Annotated in this window: 18 protein-coding genes; 12 read left to right on the forward strand and 6 right to left on the reverse strand. The window is 63.4% G+C overall.

Features of this window, described 5'->3' with window-relative positions:
• Window positions 1-7 precede the first annotated feature (7 nt).
• Both tnpB and tnpA read right to left on the reverse strand, forming a co-directional pair.
• On the reverse strand, window positions 8-358 hold the full coding sequence (tnpB, locus tag AC24R4_RS04245; protein ID WP_487522328.1) for an IS66 family insertion sequence element accessory protein TnpB: 351 nt from the start codon (window positions 356-358) through the stop codon (window positions 8-10).
• Window positions 355-711, reverse strand: coding sequence for an IS66-like element accessory protein TnpA (tnpA, locus tag AC24R4_RS04250; protein ID WP_487522329.1), 357 nt, complete (start codon window positions 709-711; stop codon window positions 355-357). Before tnpA ends, tnpB begins: the two co-directional genes overlap by 4 nt.
• Before the next feature lie 185 nt (window positions 712-896).
• Here tnpA and AC24R4_RS04255 point away from each other — a divergent pair, with 185 nt between their 5' ends.
• The 5 genes from AC24R4_RS04255 (at window position 897) to AC24R4_RS04275 (ending at window position 5,209) form a co-directional block, all read left to right on the forward strand.
• Window positions 897-1,484, forward strand: coding sequence for a helix-turn-helix domain-containing protein (locus AC24R4_RS04255; protein WP_487522330.1), 588 nt, complete (start codon window positions 897-899; stop codon window positions 1,482-1,484).
• The gene (locus AC24R4_RS04260; protein WP_487522331.1) at window positions 1,481-2,008 is read left to right on the forward strand and encodes an N-acetyltransferase family protein; all 528 of its coding nucleotides are present in this window, start codon (window positions 1,481-1,483) and stop codon (window positions 2,006-2,008) included. Before AC24R4_RS04255 ends, AC24R4_RS04260 begins: the two co-directional genes overlap by 4 nt.
• Before the next feature lie 476 nt (window positions 2,009-2,484).
• Complete coding sequence (locus AC24R4_RS04265; protein WP_487522332.1) at window positions 2,485-3,495, forward strand: AraC family transcriptional regulator; 1,011 nt, start codon at window positions 2,485-2,487, stop codon at window positions 3,493-3,495.
• Between the two features lie 13 nt (window positions 3,496-3,508).
• Entirely contained in the window at window positions 3,509-4,180 is a 672-nt protein-coding gene (locus AC24R4_RS04270; RefSeq protein WP_487522333.1) for an NAD(P)H-binding protein, read from the forward strand.
• 177 nt (window positions 4,181-4,357) lie between these two features.
• Complete coding sequence (locus tag AC24R4_RS04275) at window positions 4,358-5,209, forward strand: oxidoreductase (RefSeq protein WP_487522334.1); 852 nt, start codon at window positions 4,358-4,360, stop codon at window positions 5,207-5,209.
• Between the two features lie 561 nt (window positions 5,210-5,770).
• On the opposite strand, the gene AC24R4_RS04280 is transcribed toward AC24R4_RS04275, so the two are convergent.
• Genes AC24R4_RS04280 through AC24R4_RS04290 form a run of 3 tightly spaced genes read right to left on the reverse strand, consistent with a single transcriptional unit; the run spans window position 5,771 to window position 9,088 of the window.
• Window positions 5,771-6,862 carry a porin gene (locus AC24R4_RS04280; RefSeq protein ID WP_487522335.1) on the reverse strand — a complete coding sequence of 364 codons (1,092 nt, stop codon included), beginning with the start codon at window positions 6,860-6,862 and terminating at the stop codon, window positions 5,771-5,773.
• Between the two features lie 55 nt (window positions 6,863-6,917).
• Window positions 6,918-7,943 carry an amidohydrolase family protein gene (locus AC24R4_RS04285; protein WP_487522336.1) on the reverse strand — a complete coding sequence of 342 codons (1,026 nt, stop codon included), beginning with the start codon at window positions 7,941-7,943 and terminating at the stop codon, window positions 6,918-6,920.
• Window positions 7,944-7,954: 11 nt separating this feature from the next.
• On the reverse strand, window positions 7,955-9,088 hold the full coding sequence (locus AC24R4_RS04290) for a 4-oxalomesaconate tautomerase (RefSeq protein WP_487522337.1): 1,134 nt from the start codon (window positions 9,086-9,088) through the stop codon (window positions 7,955-7,957).
• Between the two features lie 151 nt (window positions 9,089-9,239).
• Between AC24R4_RS04290 and AC24R4_RS04295 the strand changes: the two genes are divergently transcribed.
• The 3 genes from AC24R4_RS04295 to AC24R4_RS04305 all read left to right on the forward strand — a co-directional run bounded on the left by AC24R4_RS04295 (window position 9,240) and on the right by AC24R4_RS04305 (window position 13,268).
• Window positions 9,240-10,457: a LysR family transcriptional regulator gene (locus tag AC24R4_RS04295; RefSeq protein ID WP_487522338.1), complete on the forward strand. Its 1,218-nt coding sequence runs from the start codon at window positions 9,240-9,242 to the stop codon at window positions 10,455-10,457.
• 172 nt (window positions 10,458-10,629) lie between these two features.
• Window positions 10,630-11,958, forward strand: a complete 1,329-nt coding sequence (locus AC24R4_RS04300) for an MFS transporter (RefSeq protein ID WP_487522339.1) — start codon at window positions 10,630-10,632, stop codon at window positions 11,956-11,958.
• A gap of 11 nt (window positions 11,959-11,969) precedes the next feature.
• Window positions 11,970-13,268 (forward strand): gallate dioxygenase, encoded by a 1,299-nt coding sequence (locus AC24R4_RS04305; protein WP_487522340.1) that lies wholly within the window; start codon window positions 11,970-11,972, stop codon window positions 13,266-13,268.
• An 84-nt stretch (window positions 13,269-13,352) separates the two neighbouring features.
• Here AC24R4_RS04305 and AC24R4_RS04310 read toward each other — a convergent pair whose 3' ends face one another.
• Window positions 13,353-14,234: a LysR family transcriptional regulator gene (locus tag AC24R4_RS04310; RefSeq protein ID WP_487522341.1), complete on the reverse strand. Its 882-nt coding sequence runs from the start codon at window positions 14,232-14,234 to the stop codon at window positions 13,353-13,355.
• 101 nt (window positions 14,235-14,335) lie between these two features.
• On the opposite strand from AC24R4_RS04310, the gene AC24R4_RS04315 reads away from it, so the two are divergent.
• From AC24R4_RS04315 to AC24R4_RS04330, 4 genes are all read left to right on the forward strand, one after another.
• Window positions 14,336-15,352, forward strand: coding sequence for a Bug family tripartite tricarboxylate transporter substrate binding protein (locus AC24R4_RS04315; protein ID WP_400391883.1), 1,017 nt, complete (start codon window positions 14,336-14,338; stop codon window positions 15,350-15,352).
• A gap of 33 nt (window positions 15,353-15,385) precedes the next feature.
• A complete protein-coding gene (locus AC24R4_RS04320) occupies window positions 15,386-16,117 on the forward strand; it encodes a PIG-L deacetylase family protein (RefSeq protein ID WP_400391880.1) in 732 nt (243 codons plus the stop codon).
• Complete coding sequence (locus tag AC24R4_RS04325) at window positions 16,114-16,827, forward strand: 4-carboxy-4-hydroxy-2-oxoadipate aldolase/oxaloacetate decarboxylase (RefSeq protein WP_400391878.1); 714 nt, start codon at window positions 16,114-16,116, stop codon at window positions 16,825-16,827. The genes AC24R4_RS04320 and AC24R4_RS04325 overlap by 4 nt, the downstream gene beginning before the upstream one ends.
• A 369-nt stretch (window positions 16,828-17,196) precedes the next feature.
• Window positions 17,197-17,847, forward strand: a complete 651-nt coding sequence (locus AC24R4_RS04330) for a GbsR/MarR family transcriptional regulator (RefSeq protein WP_400393213.1) — start codon at window positions 17,197-17,199, stop codon at window positions 17,845-17,847.
• Window positions 17,848-17,850 lie beyond the last annotated feature (3 nt).

Here is a 17,850-nt window from a genome sequence, read left to right on the forward strand (position 1 = left end):
CCGAGGTTTACAACGCCGAGATGGGCTGCGCAGTGCGCATCGGCTGGCGCCAGTCGATACCTTCAAGAAGCATCGCGAGTTGTGCGGGGCTCAGGCACACCGTACCACTCGTTGCCTGTGGCCAGATGAAGCGGCCCTTCTCGAGCCGTTTCATAAGCAGGCACATTCCATCGCCGCTCCACCACAGAACCTTCAGAAGGTCCCCGCGTCTACCGCGGAAGACAAAGACATGCCCGCTGAATGGGTCACGCTCGAGAACAGTCTGAACCTTTGCGGCAAGACTATTGAAGCCGGCTCGCATGTCCGTCACGCCTGCAGCTAGCCAGACCCGTGTGCCAGCAGGCAATCCCAGCATCATGGCACGTCTCGCAGACTGGCCAGAACGACGCGCAATGCATCGAGGTCGGTGGGACCTTCAAAGCGCACGCGAAGGACTCCGCATTCAACTATGACAACCGATTGCCGCGTAGACAGCGGTGCAATTTGTACAGGAAGGAACGATTGCTCTGGGGCTTGCGGTAACGCTTCCGGCTGGGCGCGGCCCGCCCGGTCACGTCGCCACTTGGCCACCAGGTTCGCGTTTAGCCCATGCTCCTTGGCGACCTCGGAGATCGAGCGCTCTGGATGGTTTGCCTCGGAGACAACCATCTCCCGAAACTCCCTGGAGTAGTTCTTCGAACCCGGGCGCCGCCCTCGTGCACGTGCTTCCATTTTTCTGATTCCCACCAGATCTGGTGGGAATCAGAATGCCTAAGCAATCCCCATGTGAACAGACGGCCTTCAGGACACGCTTACCTGCCGTTGACACCGTCCAGATACTCGCCGTCGACGCAGGCCTTGACAACGGGGCGCCGCCATTCTAGTTTAAGGGAATTACTATCCATTAAACTGGAAACATGGATATCAACACGGTCATCGCCCAGCGTCTGAAAGAACTTCGCGATTCGCAAGGCTGGTCGCTCGACGTGCTGGCTGAGCGCAGCAAAGTTAGCCGCTCCGCCATTTCCCTGATCGAGCGTGGGCAGAGCAGCCCCACCGCTTCCGTCCTGGACAAGCTCTCTGCCGCGTTGAACGTCACGCTTGCTTCTCTGTTCGAGCAAAAGGCCGAGGTTGCCGCGGACCCATCGCCAATGTCGCGCACCGGCGAACAGGCCGTCTGGACCGATCCGGCGTCAGGATACGTCCGTCGCAACCTGTCGTCCGCCGCGCCGTCTCCGATCCAACTCGTCGAAGTCAGTTTTCCCGCTGGGCAGCGCGTTACATACGAGACGGGGGCGCGGGAAACAGAGGTTCATCAGCAGGTCTGGATCATCGAAGGGACCATGGAGATGACCGTCGGCGACACGGTTTGGCGCCTTGAAACAGGAGACTGTCTATCCATGCGCCTGGACGTGCCGATCACTTTCCGAAATCCGACTACAAAGGCTGCGCGCTACCTCGTGGCGCTCGCGAATATGAATAATAACTTCAGGGTAAACAGATGATCGGCACTGTGACTATACGGCGTGTCTGTGCGGACGACGCTCAGGCTTGTGTGGACGGACTCGCGGACGTGCTCATTGATTGCGTAGAGGGCGGTGCGTCGGTAAGCTTCATGCTGCCTATCGGACGAGAAAAGGCCATTGCGTTCTGGCGCGAAGTTGCTGGTGACGTTCAACAAGGCGCGAGAATCTTGCTCGTCGCCGAGGATGAAGCGGGCCAGATTGTAGGCACGGTGCAAGTCATCACCGCACAGCCGGAGAATCAGCCGCATCGCGCCGATATCGCCAAGATGCTCGTGCACCGGCGCGCCCGGCGAAACGGCGTCGCGCAGCAACTTATGATTGCTGCCGAGGTGGCCACGCGGCAGGAGGGCAAAACCGTTCTGGTCCTCGATACCGTCACGGGCGGTGCGGCAGAACGTCTCTATCAGCGAGTCGGCTGGCACCGCGTGGGAGACGTTCCGAACTATGCCTTGATGCCCACCGGCGAACTCTGTGGGACGACGTTCTATTGCAAGCAGATTTGATCAGCCTCCCGCTTTCGTATCTGCCGTGACACGAACGGGCGCGAAGAGAGATGGCCTTCTTCGGCCATGAGAAGTCATTCCGCTTTCCAAGAACGATGCCCCCAATCTGATACATTTTGACGTATCAATGGCGCGAACCGGATAGCCGTATGGAAATGAAGATGCGCCAAGAATCCGTACGGCGCCTGAGTGCGCGCCGCAGAGTCAAGCCTGTGAAGGTTGGGCTGCCCGCCGCCCGTGTCCGATTTCTTAACGTCATTGGGCAGTCGGCTCAATACGAATGAAAGGCACAGATTGGTCGGAGTTGCCTTCGACGATCGCGGCCGGCGCAGTGGGCGAGTTCGACGAGACTACGCATCATGGCATGCATTGCAGCCACACTGGCGCGCTTTGCATGCGCAAACGGGCCCTGGCGCCATATACTGCATTTACTTCTCCAGTACCGAGCTCAAGTGTGGGCTCTTGAATGAACATTTATGCGCCGCAGCCAAACTTTTTCCTTGGACATAGGGTGGCAGCCCCTGCTAAAGGACTTCGGCCTCCGACCAGATCAAGTACTGCGCAGAGCCGGGCTTCCTGAAGATCTATTTTTCCGCGGCGCGCATGGCCTGACGACGGACGAGTGGTTCCGTTTCTGGCGTGCACTTGAGGCAGAAGCCGCCGACACAATGTTTCCATTGCGCATCGTCGAAATGATTGCGGCCGAGTCTTTCGATCCGCCTCTGTTCGCCGCCCTATGCAGCGCGAATCTGATGCAGGCTGTACAGCGCCTTGCCAAATACAAGCAACTTATCGCGCCCATGAGCCTGGAGGTTGACGTGAGCAAGGCGGGAGAGCTGATGGTGTCGCCGCACTGGCTGTCGATTCAAGTCGATATTCCCTATTCCCTGCAAGTGGCTGAGATCGCATTCTTTCTGCGATTGGCCCGCCTCGCCACTCGTGAGCCCATCCAGGCGTGCCGGGTAACTCTTCCACAACTGCCCCCGGCGGCTTATGCCAAGCGGTTCGAGAAGTTCTTCGGCGTTCCTGTCGAACGGGGAAGGAACCCAAGCATCACGTTCTCTGCGGAAGATGCCATCCGTCCGTTTCTCACAGTAAACGTTGGAATGTGGCGCGTGTTCGAGCCAGACCTGCGACGGCGGCTCAGCGAACTGGATGCGACGGCGGCAACGTCTGAGCGTGTACGCGCCGTCCTCCTGGAACTGTTACCCAGCAACGCTGCCACCATCGAGCAGGCAGCCGAGCGATTGGGCATGAGCAAGCGTACGCTGCAGCGTCGCCTTGAAGACGAGGGCGAGAACTTTCGCGCGTTGGTCAACGCCACACGTGAGCGTCTAGCCCGTCATTACCTGGGGAACACCACGATGTCCGCCGGCGAGATAGCCTTCCTCCTCGGTTTCGAGGATCCCAACTCCTTTTATCGTGCATTCCAGGACTGGACCGGGCAAACGCCTGACAGGGCCCGTCAAACCATGCGCATGAACTGAGGCGAAGCACACTATGTCCACGCGCATCGATCACCGCAGGGTGTTGCTGGCCGGCGCCACAGGACTTGTAGGGGGCCTGATGCTTCAGACCTTGCTGGCTGACCCGACCGTGTCTCAGGTGCACGCCTTGAGTCGGCGTCCATTGCGGGCCGACCATCCCAAGCTCCAGGTCCACGTGGTGGATTTCAACCGGCTGCCCGCCCTTCCACAGGCCGACGAGGTGTATCTGGCGCTCGGCACCACGATCAAGGTGGCCGGCAGTCAAGCGGCGTTCCGCGCCGTCGACCTAGAGGCCAATCTTGCCGTAGCCAGGGCCGGGATTGCTGCAGGGGCCCGTCGCATGGGTCTGGTTAGTGCTGCAGGAGCAAACGCCAGATCCTCCACGTTCTACAGTCGCGTCAAAGGTGAACTGGAGGATGCCCTCAAGTCTATGAGGTGGGCGACGCTGGTGATCGCGCGACCTTCGCTGCTGTTGGATTCCCGTGAGGGCCTGCAGCAACCGTCGCGTCTCGGTGAACAGATCGCCATCCCCATCGCCAAGCTGCTGGCGCCTCTGCTGCCCGGCGCCTATCGCCCCGTTCACGCACACGCGGTCGCGCGATCCCTCGTCAAGACCGTGCCTACGGCTGAGGGGGTGATCGTTCTCCCTTCCGGCACGCTCGCCAGCATTGGCGCCGCGCCTTGACCAGGAGCATGGTGGGGTCGATGTCTTGACGCCACCGGCAAGGCGCTTGGCGCCTTTTGCTTGAATCATGGCGCCGATCGCTAGAGCCACCATGGGCCTTGCGACGTACAGTCCATAGCAAGGACGGCGCGCCGAATCGAGATCGCTACGTCCCTTAACCCATCAAAGAAGGTCACTATGAACTCCAAAGTCGCTCTCGTGACAGGCGCTTCTTCGGGCATCGGCGAAGCCACCGTACTCAAGCTCATGGCGCAAGGCTACACCGTCTACGCGGCCGCGCGTCGCGTAGACCGGATGCGCGGCCTGGCGGACGCCGGTGCTCACGTCCTTGCGCTGGACGTGACGGACGATGCCGCCATGCAGTCTGCGATACAAGAGATCATCGCCAAGTCAGGCCGCCTCGACGTGTTGGTCAACAACGCGGGGTATGGGTCCTATGGCGCGGTCGAGGACGTACCGCTAAACGAAGCCCGCGCCCAGTTCGACGTTAACGTGTTTGGGGCCGTGCGCCTGATCCAGTTGGCACTGCCACATATGCGTGCGCAACGCTCTGGCACCATCGTCAACATCACGTCGATGGGCGGCAAGATCCACACGCCTTTGGGTGCCTGGTACCACGGCACCAAGTTTGCGCTCGAGGCAATCAGCGACTGCCTGCGTATGGAAGTGGAGCCCTTCGGCATTGACGTAGTGGTGATAGAGCCAGGCGGGATCAAGACGGAGTGGGCCGGCATCGCAGCGCAAAACCTCCAGAAGGTGTCCGGCAAGGGCTCGTATGCCCCTCAGGCCAATGCCATGGCAAATCTCATGGTCAATGAGGCCAGCGGCAATCGTCAGTCGCCGCCCCAACTGATCGCTGACACGATTGCCAAGGCTGTCAATGCAACACGTCCGAAGACACGTTACGCGGTGGGCTTCGGTGCCAGGCCTATGATCTTGATGCGCCGTCTACTGTCCGATCGCGCATTCGACAGCCTTATGCGTATGGCCGCCAGGATGCCCCGTCAAGCCGCTACGGCGCATCCTTAAGGCGGTAGATTCAACATACGAAATACCGCTCTGCGTTCCCGCGCGCGACACAGTTCATTTTGGCGCTTACTTTGTCGGGCGGCGCTACGCCGACGGCTGACGCCGGCCCGAAGCGGACAATGGCCCAGACATTCCGAGTGGCAGCTTCCTAGACGACTTCAGCCGTTCGGATTTCGCTAAAAATCCGTCCGGCCGCGCCTACTCACGAACGAAGTTGGGACCGGACGGCCAATGTGCCGATGCCTGAAAAGTTGTGCCGGACGCCAACCGACACGCCCGTCATTGACGAGTTGCCGTTGCCCAGTAAATAGCGGTTGCCCACGCGAGGCTGTTCGCATACAACGCCGTCCAATCATGCCAGAGCAACGGCCTCCCGCAAACGGACGGTGCGGTTCCGGTACGTCAGAACCGATCCAAGCCTCCTAGTAACGCGCTGCAGTGGATTAGTACATAGCTTTTATCCAGTGCAAGGCTCTTCGCAAAGCCAACCAAAAAAATCCCACACCCGTCAGCACTAACGGAGTGTGGGCCAGTTGGAGCTCCCCGTGTGCGGCGACGAGGTCAGAAGACGTGCTTGACACCTAGCATCGCGCCAAGCTGGGTGCCGCCCGCTACCGGGCTGGCACCGGTCGACGCGCTATCTACCGAGAGCGCGAGCTTGCCACCATTGTCGATGTAGCCGAATGTCGAGTACACCGAGGTCCGCTTCGAGAATGCGTAGCTGGCGCGTACGGCGCCCAGCCATGCGCGGTCGGAGCTGTGGCGGTAGTCAAGGTAGAACGCTTCGCCTGACAGCGTTACCTGTGGCGTGATGTCGTACGCGACGCCTGCGTAGTACATGTTGCTGCGCGGTGTGGCCAGCGCCCCGTTGCGGCGCGCCAGCCAGCCCGCGCCGATCTTGGCGCGGCCTACGAGCGCATAGCCGCCCACCGTGGCACGGTCGTCCTTGAGCTCGCTTGATGTCAGGCCGGCGAACGCGCCAGGGCCGCCACGCAGCGAGTCATAGGCAGCAAGCACGCCCCACCAGTTGGTTTCGTAGCCGAGCATCGCCGACCATTCGCGGCAAGTGGTCATGTTGCCAGCGGTCTCGCCTGCGCAGTTCGTGCCGGATGGGCTGGGCCCCGCATTGACCGAATCGCGGCCGAAGCTGTACGTCGCCCCGACCGTGAACCCGCCGAACTTGCCCTTGTAGGCAATGGCGTTGTCCGCGCGGGCGTTGGGCAGGTAATTGTCGAGCGAACTGGAACCATAGGCGTTGGGCCCGAGAATGTCGGTGTCGAGCATGGCCCAGAACAGCATCGTGTACTGCCGGCCCAGACTGACCTGGCCCCAGTTGCCGCTCAGGCCCACCCACGCTTGCCGCCCGAACAGGCGGCCGCCCTGGTTGGTGACGCCACTATCGGGAGCAAATCCGGATTCCAGCACGAAGTTGGCCTTCATGCCGCCGCCAAGGTCCTCGGTGCCGCGCAGGCCCCAGCGCGACGGCACGGTGCCGCTCAGGTTGGCCATCTTCACCACCGAATTCCCGGCGGCGCCGACGTGGTTCAGGTACTCGACGCCCGTATCGATGACACCGTAGAGCGTCACGGATTGGGCGTGCGCCAGGGCGGGCAGCCCAAGCGCGATCGAAAACGCCAGGGGGCGCAGTTTCATCGTTTTCTCCTCCGTTGATATTCTTGTTCGGTCTGTGCCGCGTGATTAAGTCCGCCTACATGCCGCGCGCCTTCAGCCGCGCGTCCAGGCGCGTGTACACGCGACGTGCGTTGCCTTCGTAGATCAGATGCCGTTCCTGGGCCGACAACGCAGCCTCGTCGATATAGCGGCGGGTGTCGTCGTAGTAGTGTCCGGTCTCGGGGTCGATGCCACGTACCGCGCCGATCATTTCCGAGGCAAACAGCACGTTTTCCACGGGAATCACGCGGGTCAGCAGGTCGATGCCGGGCTGGTGGTAGACGCAGGTATCGAAGAACACGTTGTTAAGCAGATGCTCCTGCAACGGCGGCAGCTTCATTTCCTGCGCCAGGCCACGGAACCGGCCCCAGTGGTAAGGCACGGCGCCGCCGCCATGGGGAATCACGAACTTCAGCGTGGGAAAGCGCCGGAACAGGTCACTGGTCAGCACCTGCATGAAAGCTGTGGTGTCGGCGTTCAGGTAGTGGGCACCGGTGGTGTGGAAGCAGGCGTTGCAACTGGTGCTGACGTGGATCATCGCCGGCACGTCGAGCTCCACCATCTTTTCGTAGATCGGGAACCAGTAGGGGTCGGACAGCGGCGGCGAAGTCCAGTGGCCGCCAGAGGGATCGGGATTCAGGTTCACACCGACAAAGCCGTACTCGAGCACGCAGCGTTCCAGCTCGGCCACGCAACTCCCCGTATCCACGCCCGGCGACTGGGGCAGCATGGCGGCACCCACGAAGTGATCGGGGAACAGTTCGCTGACGCGATGGCAAAGCGTGTTGCAGATGGCCGCCCACGTGGCACTGGTCTCGAAGTTGCCGATGTGGTGCGCCATGAACGAGGCGCGCGGCGAGAAAATCGTCAGGTCGGCGCCGCGCTCGCGCATCAGGCGCAACTGGTTGCCTTCGATGGCTTCTCGCAGTTCGTCGTCGCTGATGTGCAGGTCGCTGACGGACGGCGCCTGCTCAGGTGCGCTCAGCGCGGCAATCTGGCGCTTGCGCCAAGCTTCCAGTGCGTTCGGGGCGGTGGTGAAATGCCCGTGGCAATCAATGATCATAAACAGAGCGCTCAGAGTGGCCAGGCGCTGGCCGGAACCAGCACCTCGCCGCGCATGATGGGACGCGCCGTACGGATCAGCGCGCTGCGGAGTATCGTGCCGGGATCGGCGAGATCGGTTTCAAGTTCCACTGCGAAGTCGCCGGTGGGATGTTCGACGTTGATGGCGTGAACCGGTCCTGCGTCGACGACCGCCACGCCCTCTGCCACCGTGCCGGGAAGCACGCACGCCGTGCCCACCGTGATGGCAGCCAATACGCCAATGGCGTCATGACAGACGCGCGGGATGAAGCACCGCGTGGCAATGCTTCCGCCGGTGCGCGGCGCTGCGATCAGGCACATCTTGGGATAGCTTTTCTGCGCCACATTGCCCAGACCCATCATCTCGCCGGCAACCAGCCGCAAGGCTTCGATGCGCTGCTTGAGCGGGTTGTCGGCATTCAGATCGGCGACGGATTCTCTGGCCGTGCGACCCAGGTCTGCCGCGCGCATCAGCACCATGGGCATGCCGTTGTCGATCAGCGTGGCATCGATGGCGAGAGGCTTCCCGGTTACGGGGTCGATGATTGTCAGGCGGTCGACAGCGTTGCCTGTGGGCAGGAGCGCATGGCACACCGAGCCGGCCGTGTCGAGAAAGTTGATCACGATGGGCGATGCAGTGCCCGGCACGCCATCAATGCGAGCATCGCCATAGAAGCGCGGCACGCCTTGCGGAGTCTGCATCGTGACGTCGCACAGCATGCCCGTGTTGCGTGTCAGCACGCGGGCACGGGTGAAATCTCCCTGCGGTGCCACCAGCCCGCGCTCGATGGCGTACGGCAGTACTGCGGCCAGCATGTTGCCGCAGTTCGGCGTAGTGTCCACGGTGTCCGCATTGGGCTGCAATTGCGCGAACGTAAAGTCGAGATCGGCCTGCCCCGGCGTGCCGGGCGCCACAATGCCGACTTTGCTGGTTAGCGGGTGCGCGCCGCCCAGTCCGTCAATCTGGCGCGGGTCGGGGCTGCCCATGGCCGCCAGCAGCACGCGGTCGCGTGCGGCGGTGTCCGCGGGAAGGTCGCTGGCCAGGAAGAACGGTCCGCGCGACGTACCGCCCCGCATCAGGGTGCAAGGAATGCCGCGCAGATCAGAGTCAAGGCATGGCGTCATGGCGGGTTCAGCGTGGGCGGGCTCGGCATTTGTCGGGTGCCCGCAGTATCCGCGCCCGGTACAAGTCCTTGGTTGCGATCTCGCACGACAATTGTTCTAATCTGCTTATCGCCCGTAGGCGCGCTGCCCAGACCGACACGACAATAGCGATATGGAGACCGTCAGCCTGCATCACCTGCACGTATTTGCCGGCGTGGCCGCGGCCGGGGGCGTGCGCCGTTCGTCCGAAACGCTGCACCGCGCTTCGTCGGCCATTGCACGCTCGGTGGCGGCGCTGGAACAGACGCTCGGTGTGGCGTTGTTCGAACGCAAGGGGCGCGGCATGCTGCTGACGCGTGCTGGCGAACTCGTGCTGGAGCGAGCCCGCCATATCGAAGCGGCGTTGCGCGAGGTGCGCGACGAAGCGGTGCGCCTGCGCACCCGCCCCGGCGTCACCGTAGCCAGCCTCGAAGCCCTGCACAACGAGCGCCGCCTGGAGGTGGCCGTGATGCTGGCCGAGGTACACCATATGCCCAGCGTGGCGGCGTCGGTGGGTGTATCGCAATCGGCGGTGAGCCAAGCCATCACCCGGCTGGAGGATGCGCTGGGCCAGCCTGTCTTCACGCGGACGGCACGCGGCATGGTGCCCACCGATGCCGGTAGCCGGTGGGTGGTGCGCTTTGAGCGCGCGCTGGCCGAACTGCGCCACATCCGGGCCGATATTGCCGCGCTGCAAGGCGTGCTGGAAGGCGCCGTGACCATCGGCGCACTGCCGCTGGGCCGCACGCTGTTGATGCCCATGGCCATCGCCGATGTCCACCGCCGGCACCCGCGACTGCGTTTCCGCTCGCTGGAGAGCCCTTACGAGGAACTCACCGGGGGCCTGCTAAGCGGGCGCATCGATTTCATCCTGGGCGCATTGCGACCGCATCCTTCGCAAGGACTTGCCACGGAAGTCCTGTTCACCGACCGTATCGCGCTGATCGCGCGGGCTTCGCATCCGCTGGCCCACCGCAAGCGCATCACGCTTGCCGACCTGGAGCCCTATCCCTGGGTGCTGTCGCGCGCCGCGTCGCCGTCGCGGCAGGCGCTGGATGGCGTATTCGCTTCGCGCGGGCTGGCGCTGCCGCAACCGCTGGTGGAAACGGGTGACCTGGCTCTGGTGCGCGGCTTGCTGCTGCAAGGCGATCTGGTCACCGCACTGTCGGCGCACCAGTTGCACCACGAGATCGAGGCCGGCTGGCTGGTCGAACTGGACCTGCCGCTGTCCGACACCACGCGCAGTATCGGCATCACCACGCGCGCAGGGGCACGCCTTTCTCCGGGCGCCGATGCCCTGATCGCCGCGCTGCGGCAGGCCAGCCAATCCATGGAAACCCGGGGCCGATAAGTAAACGGCAACGCGGGCCGCCCCACAAAGCAATACTGCAGACCCGGCTCGAACGTAGACTGCCGTTGCCGTACACAGGGGGTGCGCGGCCATCCGCCCATGCGGCGATTAGCTTACCGATAACAAGATTCCGCCGTAGCACGCTCGGCGGGACTATGCCAGGAGACGGCACATGACCACCCAACGGCTCGATATCCGGGCCCATATCAACGAACGAAAGATGTCAGGCTACCAGTGGCTGCTGCTGGTACTGTGTTTCATGATCGTCGCCACCGATGGCATCGATGTGGCTATCATGGGCTTCCTGGCGCCGGGCATCACCAAGGAGTGGGGTATTTCCAAGGCCGCCTTCGGCGTGGTGATGAGCGCCGCCCCGATTGGACTGGCCATCGGGGCGCTGTTGGTAGGGCCGATGTCCGACCGTTTCGGCCGCAAGAAGCTGTTGATCGGCTCGGTCTTCCTCTTCGGCGTCTTCAACCTGCTGTGCGCGTTCGCGGAAAACACCACGCAATTGTCGGTGCTGCGTTTTCTGACCGGCCTGGGATTGGGTGCGGCAATGCCCAGCACCACCACACTATTGTCGGAGTACGTACCGGAGCGTTCGCGAAGCATGCTGCTTGCCACGATGTTCACGGGCTTCAACCTCGGCTCGGCGCTGGTCGGCTTCGGTGCCGCCGCCATCCTGCCCGAGCACGGATGGCGCGCCGTGCTGATCGTTGGCGGAGCGATCCCTCTGGTCTGCCTGCCGCTGTACATCTTGCTGATTCCGGAATCGGCCCGCTTCCTGGTGGCGCGCAATGCTTCGCCCGAACGCATCGCTCGTACGCTGCGGCGCGTGGTGGGCAGCGAGATTGCCGCCGGAACGACCTTCACGATCAGCGAGCCGGCCGTGCCGGGCAAGCAGCCAGTGCGTACCCTGTTGTCCACGGGCTATCGCGGCATGACGCTGGCGCTGTGGGTGACCTATTTCATGGGCCTGCTCGTGATTTACCTGCTCAGCGGCTGGCTGCCCACGCTGATCAAGGACGCCGGCCTGCCTATCGAACGCGCTGCCAACCTGACTGCACTGTTCCAGCTCGGCGGCACCGTTGGCGCGCTGGTGGTGGGATACTGCATGGACCGCTTTGCGCCGCATCGCGTAATCGGTGTGGCGTATGTGACGGGCGCGGTTTTTATCCTGCTGTTGGCTTCAGGCAGCGTGATGTCGTCGATGTTCGCGGCCTATGTGCTGCTGGCGGGCTTCTGCATGAGCGGTGCGCAGACCGGCCTGAACGCGTTCGCACCGCAGTGCTACCCGACGCTGGTGCGAGCCACCGGCGTGAGCTGGATGCTGGGCATCGGCCGATTCGGCAGCATCACGGGCTCGATGGCCGGTGGTCTTCTGCTTTCGATGGGCTGGAGCTTCAGCGCGGTGATCGCCATCCTGGCCGTCCCCGCCACCGTGGCAGCGATTTCCATTGTTTCGACCAAGCGGGCACAGCTTCGCGCGGTCACAGCCTGACGTACTGACTTATGGCCACCATCATCGGCGCAATCGCCTCATCCCATACGCCCACCATCGGCTTCGCGCTGGACGCGGGCAAGCAGCAGGACCCCGCATGGGCACCGATCTTCGCGGCCTACGCGCCGGTGAGCGAGTGGCTGCAACAAAGGAAGCCAGACGTACTGCTTGTGATCTACAACGACCACGTCACGTCGTTCTTTTTCGATCACTACTCGGCCTTCGCACTGGGCATCGGCGAGAAATACGAGGCCGCTGACGAAGGGGGCGGTCCGCGCAACCTGCCGCCGGCATATGGGCACGTCGAACTGGCCCGGCACGTTGGCGCGTCTCTGGTGGCCGATGAGTTCGACATGTCGTTCTTCCAGGATAAGCCGCTCGATCACGGCTGTTTTTCGCCGATGTCGGTGATGCTGCCGCACGACGGCGCATGGCCCGTGAAGATACTTCCGCTGCAGGTTGGGGTGCTGCAATTCCCAGCACCATCCGCGCGCCGCTGCTTCAAGCTTGGCCAGGCGATTCGCCGTGCCGTGGAAAGTTATCCCGAGGATCTCAAGGTAGCGATCGTTGCTACCGGCGGACTGTCTCACCAGGTGCATGGGGAGCGCGCGGGCTTCAACAACACGGCATGGGACCACGAATTCCTGGATCTGTTCGAGCGCGAGCCGCAAAAGTTGCTGGACATCACGCATGCCGAGTTCGCAAAGCGTGGCGGCTTCGAGAGCGCCGAGGTAGTGATGTGGATGGTCATGCGAGGCGCGATGGGCGACGTGCGCTGCCTGCATCGCGATTATTATCTGCCGTCGATGACCGGCATCGCCGTGGCGGTGTACGAGAACGTCGCCACTGAGGACGCTGACGTGGTGGCCACGCGCGCCGCCCACCAGCGGCAACATATCGGCCACCAACTCGAGGGGATCGAGGAACTCGAAGGCACGTACCCGTTCACGCTCGAACGCAGCGTGCGCGCGTATCGGATCAACCGCTATCTGCACCAGCTCATCGACCCGGACTTCCGCAAACGTTTCCGGAGCGAGCCGGTTGCCACCTATGATGCGGCCGGCCTGACCGACGAAGAGCGCGACCTCATCACACGGCGCGACTGGCGCGGCATGATTCACTACGGTGTGATCTTCTTCCTGCTGGAAAAACTCGGTGCAGTGAGCGGGGTGTCCAACCTGCACATCTACGCGGCCATGCGCGGACAGTCGCTGGAAGAGTTTCAGAAGACGCGCAATGCGCCGGGCGCACTCTATTCCGTGGCTGGCGGAACAAGCAGCGGCACGCAGTGGACAAGCAGCAAGTCGTAACCGTCCAGGGGTGATCGAGCCGACGTTAAGGATCCTGGTCAAGCCGAGCGTGGCAGGACCGGCAGGTCGGAAGCGGGCCGCCTTTCAGAAATACCCCACGAACCGCTTCATGATCGGCGACAACGCTTCGGCGCGATGCGCCATCAGGATGCGGCTGGCGGCGTCCGGGCCGGCGATGGGCAAGTAGGCCACGCCCGGAATGCCCGTCCGAGCATAGATCTGCGGCAATACCGAAATTCCCGCGCCGCTGGCCACCAGGCCGATGATCGTGGTGGCCTCCCGCGCTTCCTGTGCGACGTTCGGCGCGAACCCCGCGCGGTTGCACAGCGTGGTAGCGTGATCGAACAGGCCGCAGCCCAGGCCGCGCGGGAACAGCAGGAAGCGTTCGCCAGACAGCGCGCCGATGTCGATCTCGTGCTGGCCCGCCACCAACGGATGAGCCACCGGCACCACCGCCACCAGCCGGTCAGCCAGTACCTCGCGCACGGCAATGCTGGCCGGCGGCCGGAATTGCGGCGATGGGCGCAGGAACGCGATATCGATCTCGCCGTTCTCCAATTGCTGCAGTTGCTGTCCCGTGGACATGTGGACCAGTTCCAGCTTCGCATTGCGATGCGCCTCGCGGAACGCATGCACGGCACGCGGAAAGATGTCCTGCATCGGCACCGACGCGGTGAACCCGACCCGAATCTCTCCGGCCTCGCCCGAAGCCACCTGCCTGACCACTTCGCGAGCTTGGTCGAGGTTCGCCAGCGCCGCGCGTGCCTTGTCCAGAAACAGCTCGCCGGCGGGTGTCAGGGCCACATGATGCCGCGACCGCTCCAGCAACGCACTGCCCAATTCTTCTTCCAGCGCCTTGATCTGCACACTGAGCGGAGGCTGGCTCACATGCAGTCGCCGTGCGGCTTCACTGAAGCTCAGTGCCTCGGCCACGGCCACGAAATAGCGAAGTTGGCGAAAGTCCATTGATAGGGTTTCGGAATAACAAGCAATCTGAAAACGTATTGGACAGTATCACGGAGGCCGCCCAGAATGCGAGCACATCCTTACAACATATGGAGACTTGCATGCTGCGCGGGCTCGTTCGTATTCGTAATCTGCAGGGCGGGAGCCGCCCGGTATTGGCATCGCTGATGGCCGCCACGGTGGCAGCTCTGTCGCTGGGCGCCACCGTGGCGCTGGCCGACAGTTATCCGGACAAGCCGATCCGCCTGGTGGTGCCGTACGCGGCCGGCGGCGCTGTCGACATCGTGGCCCGCTCGGTAGGCCAGCGCATGAGTCAACTGCTCAAGCAGCCGATCATCGTCGACAACCGGCCCGGCGCAAGCACCAATATCGGCATGGATTACGTCGCCAAGGCTCCGGCCGATGGCTACACGATCATGATGGCGTCGAACAGCCTGGCTACCAACGCGGCACTGTTCAACAAGCTCAGTTTCAATCCGACCACCGATTTCGCGCCCATCGCGCGCATCGGCGAAGCTTCGCTGGTGGTGGTGGTGCCGGCCAAGTCGCCCTTCAAGTCGTTGAAGGACCTGGTGGCACAGGCCAAGGCGCAGCCGGGCAAGCTCAACTACGCATCGGCCGGCAATGGCAGCTCGGGCCATCTAGCCGGCGAGATGCTCAAGGACACGGCCGGCATCGACGTGCTCCACGTGCCCTACAAAGGCGGCGCGCCTGCAATTACCGACCTGATCGGCGAGCGCATCACGTTCATGCCGATCAATCCGCTCGAAGTGGTTTCGCATATCAAGGCCGGCACGCTGCGTCCGCTGGCGGTGGCCAGTGCCCAGCATTCGGCGCAACTGCCGAACGTGCCGACGGCCAAGGAAGAGGGCCTGCCGAACTTCACCGCGTCGGTGTGGTGGGGCCTGGTGGCGCCGGCCAAGACGCCCGCGCCGGTCATCAAGCAACTCAACACCGCCGCCAACACCGCGCTGGCCGACCCCGAGGTCAAGAAGCAACTGGGCCAGCTTGGCGTGACGATCGTATCGGGCACGCCGGAACAGTTCGGCCAGTTCGTGAAGTCGGAAACCACGACGTGGAACAACGTGATCCGCAAGGCCGGCATCACCGCGGACTGACGTTCCTACAGTTACAGATTTAAGGAAGTTACGATGTCCCAACCCCAAGCAACCCAGCCGTCGATCCTGGTGGTTAGCGCCCATGCGGCCGACTTTGTCTGGCGTGCAGGCGGCGCGATCGCGCTGTACGCAGAGCGCGGCTACCACGTGCGCATCGTGTGCCTGTCGTTCGGCGAGCGTGGCGAATCGGCCAAGATGTGGCGCCAGCCGGGCATGACGATCGAGCGCGTCAAGGCTGCACGTCTCGAAGAGGCGCAGCGAGCCGCCGACATCCTGGGCGGCACGCTGGAATGCTTCGACCTGGGCGACTATCCGCTGCGCGTGCCCGACCAGGCGCTACTGCGCCTGGCCGACATCTACCGCGAGATCCGCCCGGAACTGGTGCTCAGCCATTCGCGCGAGGACATCTACAACTTCGATCATCCGCTGGCCACGCACGTGGCGCAGGAAGCGCGGGTCATCGCCCAGGCCCACGGCTACAAGCCCGAAGTGCCGGTGATTGGCGCGCCGCCGGTGTTCCTCTTCGAGCCGCATCAGCCCGAACAGTGCAACTGGAAGCCTGACGTCCTGCTGGACATTTCATCCGTCTGGGAGAAGAAGCAGCGGGCTTTCACGACCATGGCCGCGCAGGAGCATCTGTGGGAGTACTACACGCGCGTGGCGCTGCAGCGCGGCGCGCAGGCCACGCGCAATTCGGACCGCAAGATTCAATACGGCGAGGGCTATGCCCGCGTGTTTCCGCAAGTATCGGAGGTTTTGGCATGAGAAACGTTGCCTACCGCAACATCCTGCGCGCCGAGGCGCGCGACATCGATTCGCTGGGCAAGTCCGGCGTGGCAACAGTGCACGAGGCCCAGCGCCGCACTGGCCTGATGAAGCCGTACCTGCGCCCGATCCAGTCGGGCACGGCCATCGCCGGCAGCGCCGTCACGGCCCTGATGCATCCGGGCGACAACTGGATGATCCACGTGGCCGTGGAGATGATCCAGCCGGGCGACGTCCTGGTGGTGGCGCTGACCAGCGACTGCACCGACGGCGTGTTCGGCGACCTGCTGGCCACGTCGCTGAAGGCGCGCGGCGCTCGGGGCCTGATCCTCGACGCGGGCTGCCGTGACGTATCGACGCTCAATGCGATGGGTTTTCCGGTGTGGTCCCGCTCGGTGTCGGCACAAGGCGCGGTCAAAGAAACCTTGGGCGCAGTCAATGTGCCGGTGGTCTGCGCCGGCGCGCAGGTGCGCCCGGGCGACGTGATCGTGGCGGACGACGACGGCGTGGTCGTGGTGGCGCGTCCGCACGCCGCCGATATCGCCCGCAAGGCGGCCGAGCGCGAAGCCCTGGAGGCGGCCAAGCGGGACAAGCTGGCATCGGGCGTGCTGGGGGTGGACATGTACAACATGCGCCCCGGCCTGGCCGACAAGGGCCTGGTCTACTTGGACCAGACAATCGACTGGTACAGCGGCGCCGACGAGGCGTGACGCACTGACACGCCGGCCTAGCCGGGACGCCGGCTTGTCAGCCAACCTGGCATACGGACCGGGATGCCGGCGTATCCGGTACAAGACGCCCTACCCCCTCTACCATGCTGTACATGTACAGCCCTGGAGAGGGGGAAAAGACAGGTCAAGGCGCGGACGCCCCTAGAACCTGGGCCGCGTACGGCGTGTAGAAGCTGGAGCCCACCCACGGGGCTGTGGCGACGTTGTACAACGCAGCGCCTTGCGTGTAGAGACGTGACATCCGCGCCACTGCGACACCCCGCCACACCCCTCCCCCCCATCCACCCCGCGCACGTTTCTAAGTTTTGTTCTAAACTTTCACAAATTTCTGAAAATTCAAAACAGACAATGCAGCTCTCGCCCCTGGTCCAGCGATTTGTCCTCCACTTCGGTGAGATGGGCAGCCGCTGGGGGATCAACCGCACGGTTGGTCAGATCTATGCCCTCCTCTTTACCGCCGCGCGGCCGCTGAATGCGGACGAGATCGCGGAATCACTTGGGTTTTCGCGCTCCAATGTCAGCATCGGTCTCAAGGAACTGGAATCCTGGAACCTGGTGAAGCTGTCGCACCAGCTCGGCGACCGCCGCGAGTATTTCTCCGCGCCCGACGATGTCTGGGCGATCTTCCGCACGCTGGCCGAGGAACGTCGCCGGCGCGAGATCGATCCTACGTTGTCGATGCTGCGCGAAGTCCAGCTGGAAACGCCGCTGTCCGACGAAGACCGGCACGCCCAGGCCCGCATGAAGGAGATGTACGGGCTGATCCTGCTGGTCACGACGTGGTTCGGCGACATGCAGAAGCTCGATGTCGCCACCCTGGAAAAGCTGATGCGCCTGGGCTCGCGCGTCACCAAGCTGCTGGACGTCAAGGACCGGCTGACCTCTGCCATCGGCATGGGCGGCGCCGCGAAAGACAAGACTGCCAAGGCCGACAAGGCCCCGGCGAAGTCCGCCAGCAGCAAGCCCCCCGCAAAGTCTGCCCGCCCCCGCAAGGAGTAACCC

The organism is Cupriavidus sp. CER-90, assembly GCF_057652055.1.

Excerpts from the sequence above, each read along its gene's own strand:
- AC24R4_RS04265 (WP_487522332.1), top strand. The coding sequence starts at position 2,485 with ATGCGCCGCAGCCAAACTTTTTCCTTGGACATAGGGTGGCAGCCCCTG.
- AC24R4_RS04300 (WP_487522339.1), top strand. The coding sequence starts at position 10,630 with ATGACCACCCAACGGCTCGATATCCGGGCCCATATCAACGAACGAAAG.
- tnpB (WP_487522328.1), bottom strand. The coding sequence starts at position 358 with ATGATGCTGGGATTGCCTGCTGGCACACGGGTCTGGCTAGCTGCAGGC.
- AC24R4_RS04270 (WP_487522333.1), top strand. The coding sequence starts at position 3,509 with ATGTCCACGCGCATCGATCACCGCAGGGTGTTGCTGGCCGGCGCCACA.
- AC24R4_RS04285 (WP_487522336.1), bottom strand. The coding sequence starts at position 7,943 with ATGATCATTGATTGCCACGGGCATTTCACCACCGCCCCGAACGCACTG.
- AC24R4_RS04275 (WP_487522334.1), top strand. The coding sequence starts at position 4,358 with ATGAACTCCAAAGTCGCTCTCGTGACAGGCGCTTCTTCGGGCATCGGC.
- AC24R4_RS04315 (WP_400391883.1), top strand. The coding sequence starts at position 14,336 with ATGCTGCGCGGGCTCGTTCGTATTCGTAATCTGCAGGGCGGGAGCCGC.
- AC24R4_RS04325 (WP_400391878.1), top strand. The coding sequence starts at position 16,114 with ATGAGAAACGTTGCCTACCGCAACATCCTGCGCGCCGAGGCGCGCGAC.
- AC24R4_RS04305 (WP_487522340.1), top strand. The coding sequence starts at position 11,970 with ATGGCCACCATCATCGGCGCAATCGCCTCATCCCATACGCCCACCATC.
- AC24R4_RS04330 (WP_400393213.1), top strand. The coding sequence starts at position 17,197 with ATGCAGCTCTCGCCCCTGGTCCAGCGATTTGTCCTCCACTTCGGTGAG.
- AC24R4_RS04255 (WP_487522330.1), top strand. The coding sequence starts at position 897 with ATGGATATCAACACGGTCATCGCCCAGCGTCTGAAAGAACTTCGCGAT.
- AC24R4_RS04320 (WP_400391880.1), top strand. The coding sequence starts at position 15,386 with ATGTCCCAACCCCAAGCAACCCAGCCGTCGATCCTGGTGGTTAGCGCC.
- AC24R4_RS04280 (WP_487522335.1), bottom strand. The coding sequence starts at position 6,862 with ATGAAACTGCGCCCCCTGGCGTTTTCGATCGCGCTTGGGCTGCCCGCC.
- AC24R4_RS04260 (WP_487522331.1), top strand. The coding sequence starts at position 1,481 with ATGATCGGCACTGTGACTATACGGCGTGTCTGTGCGGACGACGCTCAG.
- AC24R4_RS04295 (WP_487522338.1), top strand. The coding sequence starts at position 9,240 with ATGGAGACCGTCAGCCTGCATCACCTGCACGTATTTGCCGGCGTGGCC.
- AC24R4_RS04290 (WP_487522337.1), bottom strand. The coding sequence starts at position 9,088 with ATGACGCCATGCCTTGACTCTGATCTGCGCGGCATTCCTTGCACCCTG.
- AC24R4_RS04310 (WP_487522341.1), bottom strand. The coding sequence starts at position 14,234 with ATGGACTTTCGCCAACTTCGCTATTTCGTGGCCGTGGCCGAGGCACTG.
- tnpA (WP_487522329.1), bottom strand. The coding sequence starts at position 711 with ATGGAAGCACGTGCACGAGGGCGGCGCCCGGGTTCGAAGAACTACTCC.